8 protein-coding genes are annotated in these 16,694 nt (G+C 56.4%); 1 reads left to right on the forward strand and 7 read right to left on the reverse strand.

Features of this window, described 5'->3' with window-relative positions; genetic code table 11:
* Positions 1-59: 59 nt before the first annotated feature.
* The 7 genes from J2I48_RS13405 to J2I48_RS13435 all read right to left on the reverse strand — a co-directional run bounded on the left by J2I48_RS13405 (position 60) and on the right by J2I48_RS13435 (position 12,386).
* Complete coding sequence (locus tag J2I48_RS13405) at positions 60-638, reverse strand: TetR/AcrR family transcriptional regulator (RefSeq protein WP_207335969.1); 579 nt, start codon at positions 636-638, stop codon at positions 60-62.
* A gap of 164 nt (positions 639-802) precedes the next feature.
* Positions 803-2,287 (reverse strand): DUF1501 domain-containing protein, encoded by a 1,485-nt coding sequence (locus J2I48_RS13410; protein ID WP_207335970.1) that lies wholly within the window; start codon positions 2,285-2,287, stop codon positions 803-805.
* Between the two features lie 13 nt (positions 2,288-2,300).
* The gene (locus tag J2I48_RS13415; protein WP_207335971.1) at positions 2,301-5,102 is read right to left on the reverse strand and encodes a DUF1553 domain-containing protein; all 2,802 of its coding nucleotides are present in this window, start codon (positions 5,100-5,102) and stop codon (positions 2,301-2,303) included.
* Between the two features lie 179 nt (positions 5,103-5,281).
* Positions 5,282-6,952 carry a RagB/SusD family nutrient uptake outer membrane protein gene (locus J2I48_RS13420; protein ID WP_207335972.1) on the reverse strand — a complete coding sequence of 557 codons (1,671 nt, stop codon included), beginning with the start codon at positions 6,950-6,952 and terminating at the stop codon, positions 5,282-5,284.
* 34 nt (positions 6,953-6,986) lie between these two features.
* Positions 6,987-10,403: a TonB-dependent receptor gene (locus J2I48_RS13425; protein ID WP_207335973.1), complete on the reverse strand. Its 3,417-nt coding sequence runs from the start codon at positions 10,401-10,403 to the stop codon at positions 6,987-6,989.
* A 162-nt stretch (positions 10,404-10,565) separates the two neighbouring features.
* Positions 10,566-11,693, reverse strand: coding sequence for a FecR family protein (locus J2I48_RS13430; RefSeq protein ID WP_207335974.1), 1,128 nt, complete (start codon positions 11,691-11,693; stop codon positions 10,566-10,568).
* Between the two features lie 78 nt (positions 11,694-11,771).
* A complete protein-coding gene (locus J2I48_RS13435) occupies positions 11,772-12,386 on the reverse strand; it encodes an RNA polymerase sigma factor (RefSeq protein ID WP_207335975.1) in 615 nt (204 codons plus the stop codon).
* 239 nt (positions 12,387-12,625) lie between these two features.
* Here J2I48_RS13435 and J2I48_RS13440 point away from each other — a divergent pair, with 239 nt between their 5' ends.
* Complete coding sequence (locus J2I48_RS13440; RefSeq protein WP_207335976.1) at positions 12,626-16,633, forward strand: cellulase family glycosylhydrolase; 4,008 nt, start codon at positions 12,626-12,628, stop codon at positions 16,631-16,633.
* Positions 16,634-16,694 lie beyond the last annotated feature (61 nt).

Genomic DNA, 16,694 nt, shown 5'->3' on the forward strand with positions numbered 1-16,694 from the left:
ATTTATTCAGCTTAGCTGTAAAGATAAGCCAGCCTATTGACTGACTTTGGTAGCGCGGGTCAGCGCTTAATGCCATCCCACAGGATAGCGAAGGTGGCTTCCCAATCAGCATCGGTAAAGGGTTGCCCGGTATACAGAGGCATCTTGGCGGCTTCGTTGAGCAGGCCACAGACCAAGTTCACCAGTAGGTCGGGGTCTACGTTTTTGATGATCGTCTCGGTTTGTCCGCGGGCGATCACGTCATAGATGGGTTGCAAGGCGGTGTTCTCCTCGGCCAGGGGGTCTTCGGCTTTGGTGTAGAACGGTGACCGGTAATACTGTTCAAAAAACGCACCAATTTCGGGGCGTTCTATATTCTCAGTCAGGTAGTTATGCGCAATCTTCTGTACCTGAATGCGTACTGGATCGACCTTGTCGACGCCAGCTGTCAGGTCGCGCCAGGCGGTACGTACCAAGTGAATATGTAGCCGACTGATGAGGGCCGTCTTGTCGACGAAGTAGATGTACACTGTGCCGGTAGCCAGGCCTGCCTCACGGGCTAAATCAGCCATTTTCAGGCCTGACAGCCCGGTTTGAGCAATCAGCCGCAGGGCCGCCTCCAAAATCTGTGTCTCTTTTGCTTCGTCTCTCGTGCGCATGGCTATGGCTCATTAACAGGACAAAGATAGGTGAATAAAAATTCATTTACAAAATGAAAGTGAATTTATTTTCACCTAAGATCCAGCCGTGTTCCTTTACAGACTGCTGGTTTGGCCGTAAGTAAGCCCCGCTGCAATGCAAAGTGTATTCTATTGAAATTGGCTTACACCAAAATGGGTTTGACCACCTTTCCGGCGGTATCGGTCAGGCGGAAGGGGCGGCCCTGAAAATCGAAGGTGAGTTTTTCATGATCGAAACCCATCAAATGCAGGATCGTAGCTTGCAGGTCGTGCACGTGGACCCGGCCACTGACGCCCGAATAGCCCATCGCGTCAGTTTCGCCGTAGGTCATTCCGGCCTTCACGCCCCCGCCGGCCATCCATATGGTGAAGGCCTCTACGTGGTGGTCACGCCCCACAAACGGCACCTTGCGGCCATTTACGGATTGTTGCATGGGTGTCCGGCCAAACTCACCCCCCCACACTACCAGCGTCTCGTCGAGCAGACCGCGCTGCTTCAGATCGGTCAGCAGGGCTGAAATGGGTTGGTCGAGCTGACCGCATTTTTCCCGAAAACCGGCGTCGATGCCCAGGGCCGCGTTAGTGCCGTGGCTATCCCAGCCGTAATCAAACAACTGCACGAATCGAACGCCTTTTTCAACCAACTTTCGGGCCAGTAATAAATTATTAGCCAGTGATGCCTTGCCCGGCTCAATACCGTAGAGTTGCTTGATGGAGTCAGGCTCTTTGTTAATGTCCATAACCTCCGGCACCGACACCTGCATTTTGTAGGCGAGTTCGTACTGAGCGATGCGGGCCAGGGTTTCGGGGTCCTGGTAGTCTTCGTACTGCGCTTTGTTAAGCGCGTCTATGGCGTCGAGAGTCTTGCGGCGCACATCGCGGGTAACACCCTCCGGGTTGCTAATATACAGAACCGGATCGCCTTCGCTCCGACATTGAACTCCCTGATATACAGACGGTAAGAAGCCGCTACCCCAGGCGCTCTTGCCCGCGTCGGGCTGGTTGCCACCCGACACCAGCACCACGAAGCCCGGCAAATTCTGATTCTCCGACCCTAGCCCATAGGTTACCCATGAGCCAATACTGGGCCGACCCTGCCGGGCCGCGCCCGTCAGCAGTAGCAACTGCGCCGGGGCATGGTTGAACTGGTCGGTATACATCGCTTTCAGGAAAGTCACGTCGTCGGCGTGTTGGGCAAACTGGGGCAGCAGATCCGACACCCACGCGCCCGACTGGCCGTGCTGGGCAAAATTGGTTTGCGGCCCCAGCATGTTGGGAATGCCCCGGATAAAGGCAAATTTTTTGCCTTCCAGAAATGACTGCGGGCAGGCTTGTCCACTCACTTTTTGGAGTTCGGGTTTGTAATCAAACAACTCCAGTTGACTGGGTGATCCGGCCATGTGCACGTAGATCACCCGTTTGGCTTTGGGCGCGAACTGCGACAGCCGGGGAATCATGGGCGAGCCAATGGCCTGCTGCAGGGGTGCATTGTCGGGCGTGGTTTTGCAGCCGCTGAACAACGTACCCAGGGCCAGCCCACCCAGCCCATACGACAGGTTTTGGAGGAACAAACGCCGGGTCTGGTGCTGCGCGTGAATTTGCTGTAATTCGTTCGGTAGCTGGTTCATGAGGCGTTGAGGCTTATTCTTTGGTCGTAAACTCGTCAGTGTTCAACAAGGCACTGGCCACGGTGGTTAGGGCGGCTAATTCGGGTTTGCCGGCGGGCGATTGCAGGAGCTTGGCCGTTTCGGCGGTGTTGGCCCGGTAGCTGGCCAGCGACTGCCGGTAAAGCGTCTGCAACACACTTAACCGACTGGCAGGTAACGACCGCCCCATCGCTAGCTGATAGCCACGGCGAATCTGCTCGTCGGGCGTTGTGGCCAGCCGCATCATCTGTTGGGCATAGTGGCGGCTTGCCTCGGCATACACCGGGTCGTTGAGCGTGACCAGTGCCTGCAAGGGCGTATTAGTGCGGATGCGGCGCGAGAGGCACGTACCCCGGTTCGAGCCATCGAAGGTCATCAGTGAGGGGTAGGGCGTAGAGCGTTTCTGAAACGTATAAACGGCGCGGCGGTACTGATCTTCGCCACTGGATAACTGCCATTTGTCGGCGTTGTACGGCACCTGCCAAACGCCTTCAGGCTGGAAGGGCATCACGCTGGGACCCAGCAGTTTATGGCTTAGCAATCCGCTAATAGCCAGTGCCTGGTCACGTACCTGCTCGGCGGTGAGCCGGAAGCGGGGACCACGGGCCAGCAGCCGGTTGTAGGGGTCACGTTCCAGCACCGCCCGCGTGGCGCGGGAGTCTTGCTGGTAGGTGGCCGACAGCACAATCTCTTTCAGGATTTTTTTCTGACTCCAGCCATAGGTATCCCGGAATTTCACGGCCAAGTAATCGAGCAGTTCGGGGTGGGAGGGGGTCATGCCCTGCGTGCCGAAATCTTCCAGCGTTTCCACCAGTCCAATGCCGAATAACTGTTCCCACAGGCGGTTGACGGCAGTGCGTGCCGTGAGTGGGTTGTCTTTACTGGTCAACCAGGTGGCCAGCCCCAGGCGATTTTTGGGCAGGTCTTTCACAAAAGGTGATACCGCTTGGTGATGCAACGAGGCCGGTACGTCGGCCTTCACTTCCTTGCCTTTCACGGCCCAGTTACCCCGTTCAAACAGGTACGTCTTGCGGGCGTATTCAGCAGGTAGATCAATCGTAACGGGTACTCCGTCGAAGCCCGCCGTCAGCAGGGACTGGAAGAGGGCCATTTGAGCGGCACAGCCCGGTTTGTCGCGGCCCGGCAGGCCTTCGTGTAGCAAAAGCCAGCTTAGACCCGCGTCTTTTTCCGTGATAAAATTGGCATCGGCTCCCTTGGCACCGGGAAATGGTTGGCCGGGCGAATTAAGCGTAAAATAAAGGTCGTGCCGCCCCGTTGCCGTGGCGGGCAGCGTAACGTGCGCCAGCTTTTCGTGGTAGAACGCGCAGGTATCCAGCGGAATGCGGGTCAGCAGTGGCCCCTGTTGCGAATCCAGATGCACGTCGAGGGTGGTGCGCAGCAACATGGTAAAGTACATAAGGTAAAGTTCCCGTTTGCCGGTGAGCACCACTTGCGGCAGCATCACGGTGCCCGTGCCGGGCTTCAGCACCATCAAATCAGCCACGGGTGCCGAGGCGGCATCGGTTACTTCCTTGTAATCGTGGTAGAAGAAAGTGGGTTGTGCAAACCTCAGAAAGTCCGTTAATTTTTTTTCATGGGCGGCAGTGGCGTTGGTACGTACCCAGCTTTTCAGGGCGTTGATCTGGGCTTTCTCCGGTGTGCGCCACAGGTGGTACGTCGGGTGTTCAGTACGCAGGTCTTCGTCGGCGGTGTTGTTGAAAAAGGCCATGAGTTTATAATAATCCTCGTGGCGAAAGGGGTCGTAGGGGTGGCTGTGGCATTGTACGCAGGCAATGGTGGTGCCCTGCCAGACTTCCATGGTGGTGTTTACCCGGTCCATAACGGCTACCGACCGGAATTCATCATCGTCGGTGCCGCCCTCATCGTTGGTGGGCGTGTTGCGGTGAAAAATAGTAGCAAAGTATTGATCTTCCGTGGGGTTTGGTAGCAGATCACCCGCCAGCAGTTCCTTCGTAAACCGGTCGTAGGGCATGTCGGCGTTGAACGCCTTGATGAGGTAATCGCGGAAATGCCACTGATTCCAGAGCCGGTTGTCTTTCTCGTACCCTTTCGAATCGCCGTAACGGGCCAAGTCGAGCCAGACGGCAGCCCAGCGTTCGCCGTAGGCAGGTGAGGCCAGTAGCTCATCAACAATCGTTGCGTAGGTTTCGGCAGAAGGGTTGGCCAAAAAGGTCTTGTATTGCTGCTCGGTGGGCGGCAGGCCCGTCAGGTCCAGGGCCACGCGCCGGAGCAGGGTGGCTTTGTCGGCGGGGGCGGCGGGTTTGAGCTGTTCTTTGTTAAGCTTGTCGGTGATGAAATAATCGATGTCGTTTTGCTCCCAGCGATGGCTAAACCAATCCGTCACACTGGCAAACATGGACCGGCCCGGCACGGAGGGGAGATCAGGCGCTTGGTATGCCCAGTGGTCGCCCCATTTGGCCCCCTGATCAACCCACTTAGTCAGCAGTTCGATGTCTTCCGGGCTTAGTGGTGCCTCTTTGTAGGGCATCCGCTCGTCGGGATCTGTGGCGGTGAGCCGCTTGATGAACTCGCTGTTTTTGGCATCACCGGGAATAATGGCCGCATGCCCCGACTTGTTTTTGGCCAGGGCCTCTTCTTCAAACAACACGCTGAACTCCCCCTGTTTCTTCACGCCCCCGTGGCAGGCAATGCAATGCTTGTTGAGGATAGGCTTCACCTGCGTGCTGTAGTCCACGGCGTTAGAGCCATCCCAGATAGATAGGGCACCAATCAGGACAACAACCAGCCCTGTTACTCCATAAATTGACGTTTTCATGGACATAATACGCTGTCAATCAAGACTAAACTAGCCTCTACACTTGTGCATAGCTGGCTATCTGCTCGATGTACCAATGGAATAAATGAGACGGGTAGCCACCCCTTTAACACGAAAGTAGGACTTAACATTACATTAAGTCCTACTTTGTTAGGCCAATCCGTTAAGAGCCTGGTTTATCAATACTTCGGATTTTGTTTAAGGTCCGGGTTTCCATTTACCTCAGCTTCTGGATAAGGAAATAATTCGTGTTTACTCGCCTGGAAGCCCTTAAACAGTTGCGGAGCCAGTCCCCAACGGATCACGTCGCGCCGCCGAACCTGCTCATAGGCCAGTTCCACCTGCCGCTCATGCACCAAATCGTCGAAGGTACCTGTCACGTCGGGCAACACATTCTTGCCGCTGCGGGCACGGGCACGTACCTGATTGATGTATTTGGCCGCCTCCCCGTTGGGGCCTTTGCCGCCCGCTAGTTTGGCTTCGGCCAGCATCAAGAGTATGTCGGCGTAGCGGATCACGCGCTGATTAATGCCCCCCCGGCCAGTACCCGACAGATTGGAGTTTTCATCATTGTCAAACTTGGTCAGGTCGGGGGTGTTCCATTTGGCGATGGCGTAACCCGCATTGAGGTCGGTGGGCGTGCCGAGGTCCTGCGCCACGGTGGCCTTTAGCCGGTCGAAGGTGACGGCGAACGTGTTGTCGGGTGAATAGTCGGGGTCGTCTTTGCCGTTCTTGCGCACCTTGCTCAGCACAAAGCGGGTATTTCGGCCATACACGGTCGCGTCCATGCGAGGGTCGCCTTTTTCAAAAGCAGCGACCAAGGCCGCTGAGGGCCGGGCGTTGAAGTTGCCGTGACCGTCGGGACCAAGATTGCCGTTGAACTGGTTCGTCTCTGGATTATAGTGTCCCGCGCCCCACTGCGCGCCCGAGTCGTCGATGACGTACCCAGGGTTGGTGGTGCCGTTAAGGCCATACTGGAACTGCACTTCAAACAGGCTCTCAGCGTTGTTTTCAGCATTTTCCAGAAAATTGTCCCCAAAATTCGGCATCAGTGCATATTGAAACTCGCCGTTCTTGGGAGTCACGATCTCCTCAAACTGGGCAGCTGCTTCGGCGTACCTTTTCTGGTACAGGTACATCTTACCCAGTAGGGCGGTAGCCGACGCTTTTTGCGCCCGCCCAATGTTGCCTGCGTCGGCGAAAAGTTTGGTGCGGTCCCAGAGGCGTTGTTTGGCATCGAGCAGCTCGGTTTCCACAAACTTGTACACATCAGCCTGCGACGTAGCGCCTAAGGCGCCGGGGTCGTTGGTGCGGGTCCGTAGCGGCACGGCTCCGTAGTCGGTGGCTAGGTTGAAGTACAGGAAAGCCCGCAAAAACTTGGCTTCGCCGATCATCCGATCCACTACCGCTTTGTCGTCGGCAGCGGTGGATTTGTAATTCTCTACTTTTTGCAGAAAATAATTGGCTCGGTAGATCGTCGCGTAGGCGTCTGACCAGTAGCTGCGCGAGAGGTTCGCGTCACTTTGGCCGGTGGGGCGGTAGTCGTGGAGCAAGTACTGCTTGCCATCGATGTAGCGGTCATACTGCTCCAGGCTACGCGTGGTGGTCATTTCGTCGGAAGCGTAGCCATGTATCATCTGAAAACTGGCCTGGTACAGACCGCCCCGTTGCAGGCCTGCATAGACTGCTGTAAGCGCCTCCGATAATTCAGTAACGTTATTGAAATAAACTGACTCGTTGATACTGTTAATGTTGCTGGTTTCAATCGATTTATCGGTGCACTGGTTGAACGACAGCCCCACAATCAGGGCGGCACCAACCACACGGCTGGGGGAGACTAGTTTGCGCATAAGAATACCTATACTTGGTTGGAAGAGTCAGTCATTAGAAGCCAATCTGTACGCCTACGATGAGTGTGCGGGGTTGGGGGTAGTTGCCACCGTCGACACCCCGGAACAGCACTTTACCGCCATCGTAATTGCCCACTTCGGGGTCGTAGCCTTTGTAGGCTGTGAACGTCAGCAGGTTTTGGGCCGTCACATATAGCCGTGCCTGACTTAGCCCCAGGCGGCTAATAGCAGATACTGGCAACCGGTAGCCGACCGACACGTTCTTGAGGCGCAAGTAATCGCCCTTCTCTACGTAGCGCGTGGAGAAAAACTGATTGGCGCTCCGGTTGGAGAGTGGGTTGGCCACCGACGGATTGGGGTTGCTTGCGGTCCAGTAGTTGAGAGCTTCCACCGAGCGGTTGCCGTTGTAGCTGAGCGTGCTGTTTTCGAGCGTCTGCTGCCGCAGCACATTGGCGAGGCTGTTGCCCGACACCCCCTGGAAAAACAAGGTCAGATCGAAGCCGCCCCACTCTGCTGTGGCGTTGAGACCATACGAAAACGTGGGAATCGGGTTGCCGATGATGGTGCGATCCGCTGTGCTCAGTACGCCGTCGCCGTTGATATCGGCGTAGCGCGCGTCGCCCGCTTTAGGCAGGTCTTTGTCTGCCGTCTTGCTCAACTGTGACTTAGCTTCGTCATCAGTGCGATAGTAGCCTTCGGCCACATACCCGTAATAGGCCCCGATGGGATCGCCGGGGCGCAGGATCACGTTCAGGTCGTTGTCGCTGCCCTGAATGATGGGGTTGGTGTTGCCGCTATACAGTTCGTCCACGCGGTTAGTTAGTGTGCCGCCGTTAACCCCCACCGTGTAGCGCAGCTTACCCGCCTGATTGCGGTAGTTGAGCGAAAAGTCGATGCCCCGATTGCTGATTTTGCCCGTATTGACCAACGCCGCCCCAATGCCCGCCGACGGTGGGTTCACAGTATTGGCCAGAATCAAATCTGTGGTTGTGCGGTCGAAGTATTCCACCAGGAAGTCGAGCTTATTGTTGAGCAGCGACCCGTCGAGAGCCACGTTGATGCCCCGGTTCTGCGCCCAACGTAGGTCGGGGTTGATGTTACTGGTCACGATGGTGCCCACGCTCGATGCGCCATTGAAGACGTAATACGCCTGCGACCGCAGGTTGGCCGACAGGGAGTAGTCGCCTACGTTGTTGATGTCGCCCGTGATGCCATACCCCACCGAGAGTTTCAGGTTGTTGATCACCGACTGCGACTTCATGAAGGCTTCTTCCGAGATGCGCCAGCCTACCGAGACGGCAGGGTAATAGAGCACCGGGTTCAGCTTCGAGCTTTTGTCACGGCGGTACGAAGCCGTCAGCAGGTACTTGTTGGCGTAGGCGTAGTCGACCCGGCCAAAGTAGCTTAGAATACCCCGCTCATAGTAGCCGTCATACGAAGAGCGGTCTTTCTGATCGACTAAGCCAATCGATTGCGCCGTCTCGCTGGGCAGGTTCGTCACACTTGCCCCCACCGACTCGTCACGCGAAAACCACCACTCGTGGGCCAGTAAGGCATCTAGGCTGTGTTTGCCCACCACCGTGCGGTAGTTGAATAGGTTTTTCCATTGTTGCACCTCCGAGGTGGCAAACGACGTACCGAACGAGTTTGGCTCCAGGCGATTATTGTTGCGATAATAGGCCGGTACAAACGTTCGGCCTCGGTACACGTTGAAATCGAGGCCGTATTCGGTGCGGTAGCTCAGGCCCTTAATCAACTGCAAATCAGCATACACGTTGCCCAGTACGCGACGTTGGGGACTATTATTTTGCAGGATATTGGCAATGGCGATGGGGTTTTGAATGGGGTCGCCAAGCAGGTCGTCTTTGCTTGGTTGGCCATAACCATAGTAGCGCGGGTCGGAGTTGTCACTGGCCGGAATCAGCGGCGATAGGCTCAGCAGTTGGTTAATGTACCGCGCCCCGGCATCTAGCCGACGTTCGCCCGTCCGTTGCGACTCGCTAAACAGCAGTGATTCACCCACTTTCAGGCGGCTGCTGAGTTGAAAATCTGTATTCACGCGCAGGCTTTTGCGGTCGAAATTGGTGCCGGGTACAATGCCGTCCTGCTTGAACCAGTTGCCGCTCAGCGAGTAGGTGCTGCGCTCGCCCCCGCCCGACACGTTGAGGGCGATGTTGGACAGCGGGGCCGTCTGGAAGAACTCGTCTTGCCAGTTGGTGTTGGCGTTGGTGCTGCCCAGTACGCGGGGTGAAGCTGCCGCGCCGCGCTGAAAGCGGGCAAACGTGCGGTACTGCTCACCGTTGAGCAGATCCAGCTTTTTAGACACGTTTTGCGTACCGTAATACGTATCCAGCGATACGCGCGGTGCCCCCGCCCGACCTCGTTTGGTGGTAATGATGACCACACCATTGGCTGCCGAAGCACCGTAAATAGCCGCAGCGGAAGCATCTTTTAGTACCGAAATTGACTCAATATCATTCGGTGGCAAGGTGGCCAGCACTGTCGACCCCAATTGGTCAGTGGCACCGGGCCGAATCGTCACGCCATCGATGACGTAAAGTGGCTCGTTGGCACCTACGCCCACAATACCCCGAATCTGCACGGAGGCCCCCGCACCGGGAGCACCCCCATTCTGCACCACGTTGACCCCCGAAACCCGGCCTTGCAACGCCTGCTCCGAATTGACCACGGGCAAGCTTTCGATCTGCTTCGCGCTGACCAGCCCCACCGAGCCGGAAATCTCCGACCGTCGCCGGGCACCGTAGCCCACGGCCACCACTTCGTCCAGCGATTTAGTGTCGGTCATTAGCTTCACCGACGCCGTTGTTTGGCCTACCGACAGGGCCACTTCCCGCGTCAGGTAGCCGACATAGCTGAATACCAGCGTGCCGGCGGTTTCGGGCAGGCTTAGTTTGTAGGCTCCCTGTTCGTTGGTAGTGGTGCCGCGCGCGGTGCCCTTTAGCACCACCGATACCCCCGGCAACCCGGCCCCGTTTTCGTCGGTCACCGTACCCGTCACCACACGGTCGGTGGGGACCTCAGCGGGGTGCTCGGTTTCGGTGACTGAGTTTCCCCCCATTGACGGGGCTACTATGCGGCTCAAAATAATTTGTTTGCCGATGACTTCGTAACGAATGTTCATCGGGGCCAGCAGGCCGTCGAGTACGTCGCTCAACCGCTCCTGTTGCGACTGCACACTTACTTTGCGGCCTATCTGAATCAGGTTGGTGCTGTAGACAAAGCGTACGCCCGCCTGGGCTTCCAGCGTGTTGAGGATCGTTTTCACGTGCTGATTCTGCGCCTGAACCGTCACCCGTTGATTCAGCACGTCTTGCCCGCGCGAGGGTGTGGCCAGCGAGATGGTGGCAAAAAGTAGGGCCAGCACGACCTGTAGGGCACCTAACTGCATAAGACGCTGCCAGTTAACATCGTAGGGTCGATGTTTTTTCATAGATTTAACCTGTTTTGTGATTTGGGAAAAACGCAGAACATTACCTGGCTCCTGCGGCAAACAGCGAACCAGGCCATGCGTACCTAGTAAGGGCGGACGGTGCGGCAAACACCGTCCGTTTTTTTGTGATGTTAAACTCAGTTGGTCATTGGCAAGCAGCGGTTAAGGGCACCCGCGCCCACTGACCACAATGCGGTCGGCCTTGACGGTGTAGCGGGCTTCGATGCCTTTACAGATCAGGTTTAGTTTTTGGTAGAACGGTTCATCAGTCAGCGAAGCCGTCAGCAGGCAGCGGCCCACCGGCGCGTCGTAGTCGATGGTCACGCCGTAGGTACGGGCCATCAGGTCAAACACATCGCCTACGGGCTGGTCGTCGAAATCAAACGACTGCTTCACCATCGCGCCCGCGTCAGGTACGGTTGGTTGAAGCGGGATAGACTTGTAGGCTTCGGCCGTTGACGCAACAGCCGGGCTGCTAAGTTGAATCTGATGGTTGGTGAGTACGGCCTGTTGGTTGGGTAGCAGCACTGTCCCGGCCAGCTCAGTAGGGTTGTTGCGGGCGTCTGTCAGAGAGGCATCGGCCCGGTCATACACTGCTACGCGCCCGGTACGTACCTGGATTTGCGCCCGCCCCGCCATCGCCCGGATGCGGAAACTGGTGCCCAGCACTTTCGCTACCAAGTAGTCGGCATAGACAAAGAACGGACGGTTGGGTTGTTTGGCCACTTCAAAAAACGCATCGCCCGTCAGGTACACCTCGCGGCGGGTGACCGTGTCGAAGTGGGCGGCGTAGCTAAGGCGGCTGCCCGGCTGAAGCATCACGGAGCTGCCATCGCTTAGCATAACTAACTGCGGACGGTTGGTCCGGTTGACCGATTCAAGCAGGGGTATGTTGGTCTTGGCCGTCTGTTGCGCATAGAGCGTAGGCGCGGGTTGAACCGCCTGCCAGGTCAGCCAGCCACCCACCAATACGACTAGCGCTGCTGCGGCCCAGCCTAGTCGACGGTAGCCCCACCGGACCTTCCGCACGGGCAGCGAGAAAGCCTCCGCCTGAATGGCGGCAAACAATGTCGCAACCTTATCGTCTGACGGGTGTCGTTCTGTTATGTCGTCGCGCAGGGTCAACAGCAGCGCTCGCGCCTCATCAGCTTCCGTGATCCGGTCAGGGTGGGCGGCTAAGTAACCCCGCCAGTAGGCGTCCGATGGGGGTGTGGGGGCATACACCCACTCTCGAAACGTGGGTTGATCCAGTAGTGGCAGGTTAGCAGACGCGTCGGTGGGGATAGCCATAAATAGCCCTTAGTAAAGCTAGTCCTGACCGTTTTTGGCCAAGTAACCGGTAAGAGCATACCGAAACCGGATTTAACCCTATTTCGCCCAAAAAAATTGGAGTAAACTGCTAAAACTACCCAGCAATAGCAACAAGGCGGTTAGTTCCCGCAGGCGATGCAACGCTTTTTGTACCAGATTCCGCGCCGACTGTTCATTGATCTGCATCACCTCGGCTACTTGGGCGTAGGTGTAATCCTGAAAATAATAGAGCATCAAGGCTTCATACTGTCGCGACGATAAATTAGCCAGCCACTGTTGCAACTGCCGATTGCGGTGCTTGTCATCCTCCTGCTCGATGATAACCGTTTCGACGGGTAAATCCGCCCGCCCGGCCACCCAGTCGGTTGACTCATCAACCAGCGTTTCTTCGGGACGTAGGGAGCGGTGAATTTTACGGCGCAACGACCGGTACAGGTAGAAGCGCACCGAATCGGCGGTGATGTCGCCTAGGTTGTAACGCATCCGCCACAGGTCGACAAACAGGTCCTGCACGGCATCATCAACCAGCGCTGTGTTGGGGTTTACCTTCAGTCCGTAGCTATACAACACCCGGACGTACCGATGATATAACGTGGCAAAAGCTGCCTCGTCGCTGGAGCGTAAGGCGCTCCAGAGTGTAAGATCGTCCGTATCGGTCAGATTGGATGGCATCACACAAGGCTAAAGAGCAAAGAGACAATTTTTTATCCAAATAATCTACAAAGCAAAACCAGCGTCTTTCTCTTGGTGCCATTCACTCAGTATAGGGTATAATTTATTTTATCCTACTTTATTTTTTATAAGTAGGGTTAAACGAAGAAAAAAATGGCTCTTACCCACTAACGACTTCCGCTTGAATAGCGGGTGTTCCAGTGTATCTGCCTGTTCCTACTTTTAACATCTTGGTTTACATGAAAAAGTTACTACAGTTCATTGTCATCTTGTTGGGCTTATTCGGGGCCGTCACGGCTGCCCTCGCCAATGCGGGCATCTTCGGTGCCCCCTTGGTGCTCAATGGTAGCAAAACCCGCCAATATGGGTCGAGTACGGGCGAGTCGGCGGCGGGCTTTACGCTGCTGACCACGAGTATCGGTCCCAACACGAAGCAACTGCTGGGTGCTGAGGCTTACGGCTTTGCCAACTCGAACGTTTACAATGGTGTGGTGAACAACGATGTGACGTTGTATTACAACGTCCATACCGCTGGTCAGAGCGCGGGTACGTTTGCCTCGTTTGCCATGCCTAATTCAGGCGGTAATAGTTGGCGCAAAGTAACCACCACCATGCCGGTTGTCGATTTGCTGGCCATCGTCAATAAGCTGCCGGGGAACTACGTGTTGGAGTGGTACCTGACCTATACCGTTCAGAATACCGACAACAACACCAGCATTGCGACCCGCTTTCCGCAGACGGGTAACCATCTGTACACCTTCCAGATTAACACGCCCGCCCCGCTAGCCGATACGTACCCGAAGTTTTTTGTGGATGGTAAGCTAATCAGGAAAAAGACATCGGCAGCCGACGCAGGCACGGTGTTTACGATGAAAGGCATCAACATCAATGGCTCCAACTGGAACTGGGATTTTCGTAATAACCTCGAAGACTCGCTGAAGATTGTTAACACGTGGGGCTTCAACGCCGTGCGGATCAACTGCTTCCTGTATTCCTACCAAAAAGCTGCCGCCGACCGCCGGTTCTGGGTTGCAGGCGACGACGGCAAGCTAGCCGAAATAATCCGCTACTTCAGCGGGAAAGGCGTTGTGTGCATGATCGAAGCGCACGATAATACGGGCGATTTTCCTCCTAGTAACGCCGCTCAAGACACCGTTGGTAGTAAGGTTACTATCCAGTATTTAAGCAAATGGTGGAAAAATAAAGCCCTCGAATACCGTAACAATCAGTACGTCTGGTTTAACATCCAGAACGAGCCGGGCTTCACTAGCACCACCGATTATGCGGGCAACACCAGCCTCCGTGACAAGTGGAAAGCCCTGCACAAGATGCCCATCGACTCTATCCGTAGCACCGGTGCGCCTAACATAATTGTGGCCGATGCGGTAAGCTACGCCTCGGAAGCGGTTGGCTATGGCACCGTGCTAGATGCCTCGCCCCACCGGTCGGCGACCGTCACGGCGGCCATGAGCAGCATCCTGACCGACGGGGTTACCGTGAAAGGCTATGACAGCAAGAGCAACGTCGTATTTGCTCTACACCCTTACACCGGCTGGGAAACCCCTGGCAAGTTTCAGAATTTTATGGACCTGGTCAACACGGCGGGGTTGCCCGTAATTGTGGCGGAGGCGATGCCCGTATTTCGAGATGATCCCACGGTAGGATGGCAGGCAGGTTGGGGTTCGCGAGCACTCTGGGATGTCTACAAGTATTACCGGAACACAGGTAGCAGCGTCTCGTCGGGCTGGATGATCTGGCATTGGGACGGCGCGGGCAAACAACTGCTCAGCTACAACGGCGGGGCCACAGGTGCCAACTCGACCAGCCCTACCACCCGGCCCACTAACCTCTCGCGAGAGGGATATTGGACCTGGGACATGCTGAAAAATAATGCCTTCACCGACTATATTTCTGTCCCGGCCAGCGGCACCACTCGCCTGCAAATTGAGCAGGCAATGGGCTGGAAAGATGCCGAAGAATACTCGCCCAACGGCGCCGGCACAGATGACCGCTACACCGGCAGCCCCGATGCTAACGCTTGGACCGAGTGGGACATCAACGTAGCATCGGCGGGCACCTATCGCGTGACGCTGCGAGGCTATAATAAAAACGCCACCAGCGACGCCACCTTCGAGGTGCGCAATGCCGTCGGCACGGTGATCGGCACCTGCATCATTCCCGCCAACACGACTACCGACGGCGATTACAGATCAAGCACGTTCTCACTAAGCGCGGGGCAGCAAATTCTGCGCGTTAACCGCCTAACGGGCGTCGACGCGCAGTATACCTACGCTGACCTAGCCGTGGGTACGCCCGATACGCAGGCTCCGACCGTGCCGGGTAGTCTGGCCCTATTTTCTAAAACCGACTCTACCGTGACCGTGCAGTGGGGCGCGGCCACCGACAATGAGGGCATTCGCGGCTACGAACTCTCGCGCAATGGTACGGTGGTGGGTACGACGTCACGTACCTACTACGCCGACCGGGGCTTGGCGTCGTCAACGAGCTATGCTTACTCAGTGAAAGCGATTGATTACACCGGTAATAAATCGGCGGCCAGCAGCAGTCTATCGGTAGGGACAATTGGAGTGAAAACCAACTATAGTGTCGATAACAAAACGACGGGGACGGGGCTGAACCAGGTGCAGTTTAGTGCTACGGCTACGGGCGGGGCGGCCACCGATGGCTGGTATGAATACAGCGACGCGGCCAACTTCGGCGGCAGCGAACACTACACCACGCAAACTAACGCCAGGATTCAGATTCAATTTTCGGGGACGCAGGTACGTATCTACGGCACGCGCAAGAGCAGCCACGGCGAGATGATGGTGTCCATCGACGGGGGCACCGAGTACGCCGTTGCGGCCAGTTTCGTCACGTCAGGAGTCGACCAAAGGGCCACGTTTATCTGGGCCTCGCCCGAACTAACTAACGCTACGCATACAGTGAAACTGCGTAACCTCGGCAGCTACGTCTCCTTCGACCGGGCGGTCGTTGTAACCGAAGCACTGGGAGCAAACTGCGCCGCCAATGGCAACGGGAAGGTGCTTTGGGAAAAGTGGAACAACGTGCAGTACGGCATTCTCAACAACATCCCCGTCAACACCACGCCCAGCACCTCACAGACACTGACCAGCCTGGAATCGCCACAAAACACAGGCGATAGCTTCGGGGTACGTATCCGGACCAACTTGATACCCTGCGAGACGGGTAGCCACACGTTCTATATCGCCTCGGATAATAATTCGGAACTATACCTAAGCACCAGCAGCGATCCGGCCAGTAAAACCCTGATTGCCAGCGTCAACGGTTACTGTTCGCCCCGCCAGTGGACAAAGTACAGCAGCCAGCAATCAACGGCTCGCACGTTGACCGCCGGAACAAAATACTACCTGGAAGTGCGCATGGGCGACGATACGGGGAGCGACAACCTCGCCGTGGGCTGGACAACCCCCAGCAGCAGTACCATCAGCGTCATTGGTGGCACCAACATCGACACATTCGTTGACCCTGACCGCCCCGTAGCTGATGGTGTTTATGAGATCCTGAATGGCCGGTCGCAGGCAATAGATATACAGTCATCCTCAACAGCGGAAGGCGGCTCGATGCAGCAGTATTTCAACAACCACACGGCGGCGCAGAAATTCACCGTATCGCTGGTGTCAGCCCCCTGGTATAAGCTGGTCAACAACAACTCCACGAAGGCCGTCACGCTCAGCAGCGACATTACGTCCACGACGACCGTAGTACAAAAAACATTCGTGGCAGGTAACGACAGCTTTCTCTGGAAGTTCGAGGCCATTGGCACGACGGGTTTCTACAAGATCACCAACAAACGTAGCGGCCTGGTAATCTCGGCGCAGTCAGCCGGGGCTACGGCGGACCCCACCGCCGATGGGACGTTGCTAGTACAGCGGGCTTTTAATACCACCACGGCAGAGAACGGGCAGAAGTGGCAATTCACGACCGCCGGTGCTCGTCGGAGCGTGGAAATAACGAATGCTGAGCCAAGCCCTGAGCCGGTAGTGTATCCAAACCCCACTAAAGCAAGTACGTTCCGGGTACGCTCAATGCACCCCGTTGAACAGATGAGCCTGCACACGGCCAATGGCAACCGGATTGGTATCGACTGGCGGGCTGACGAACCCGGCACGTATTTGGTGAAGGCGCAGCAGCCACTGGTGCCGGGCGTGTATGTACTTCGGCTTAACGACAGCAGCGGCCTTCGCTTGCTGGTCACGGACTAACCACTGCCTTTCACGGATTAGGTAGGCTGCGATAATTAAGGCTTACCTAGTCCGTGAATTG

The sequence above is a fragment of the Fibrella aquatilis genome (assembly GCF_017353255.1).
GTDB classification, from domain to species: domain Bacteria; phylum Bacteroidota; class Bacteroidia; order Cytophagales; family Spirosomataceae; genus Fibrella; species Fibrella aquatilis.

What these genes read in the sequence shown, in the direction of transcription:
- J2I48_RS13420 (WP_207335972.1), bottom strand. Translation starts at nt 6,952, where the DNA reads ATGCGCAAACTAGTCTCCCCCAGCCGTGTGGTTGGTGCCGCCCTGATT.
- J2I48_RS13410 (WP_207335970.1), bottom strand. Translation starts at nt 2,287, where the DNA reads ATGAACCAGCTACCGAACGAATTACAGCAAATTCACGCGCAGCACCAG.
- J2I48_RS13415 (WP_207335971.1), bottom strand. Translation starts at nt 5,102, where the DNA reads ATGAAAACGTCAATTTATGGAGTAACAGGGCTGGTTGTTGTCCTGATT.
- J2I48_RS13435 (WP_207335975.1), bottom strand. Translation starts at nt 12,386, where the DNA reads ATGCCATCCAATCTGACCGATACGGACGATCTTACACTCTGGAGCGCC.
- J2I48_RS13440 (WP_207335976.1), top strand. Translation starts at nt 12,626, where the DNA reads ATGAAAAAGTTACTACAGTTCATTGTCATCTTGTTGGGCTTATTCGGG.
- J2I48_RS13405 (WP_207335969.1), bottom strand. Translation starts at nt 638, where the DNA reads ATGCGCACGAGAGACGAAGCAAAAGAGACACAGATTTTGGAGGCGGCC.
- J2I48_RS13430 (WP_207335974.1), bottom strand. Translation starts at nt 11,693, where the DNA reads ATGGCTATCCCCACCGACGCGTCTGCTAACCTGCCACTACTGGATCAA.
- J2I48_RS13425 (WP_207335973.1), bottom strand. Translation starts at nt 10,403, where the DNA reads ATGAAAAAACATCGACCCTACGATGTTAACTGGCAGCGTCTTATGCAG.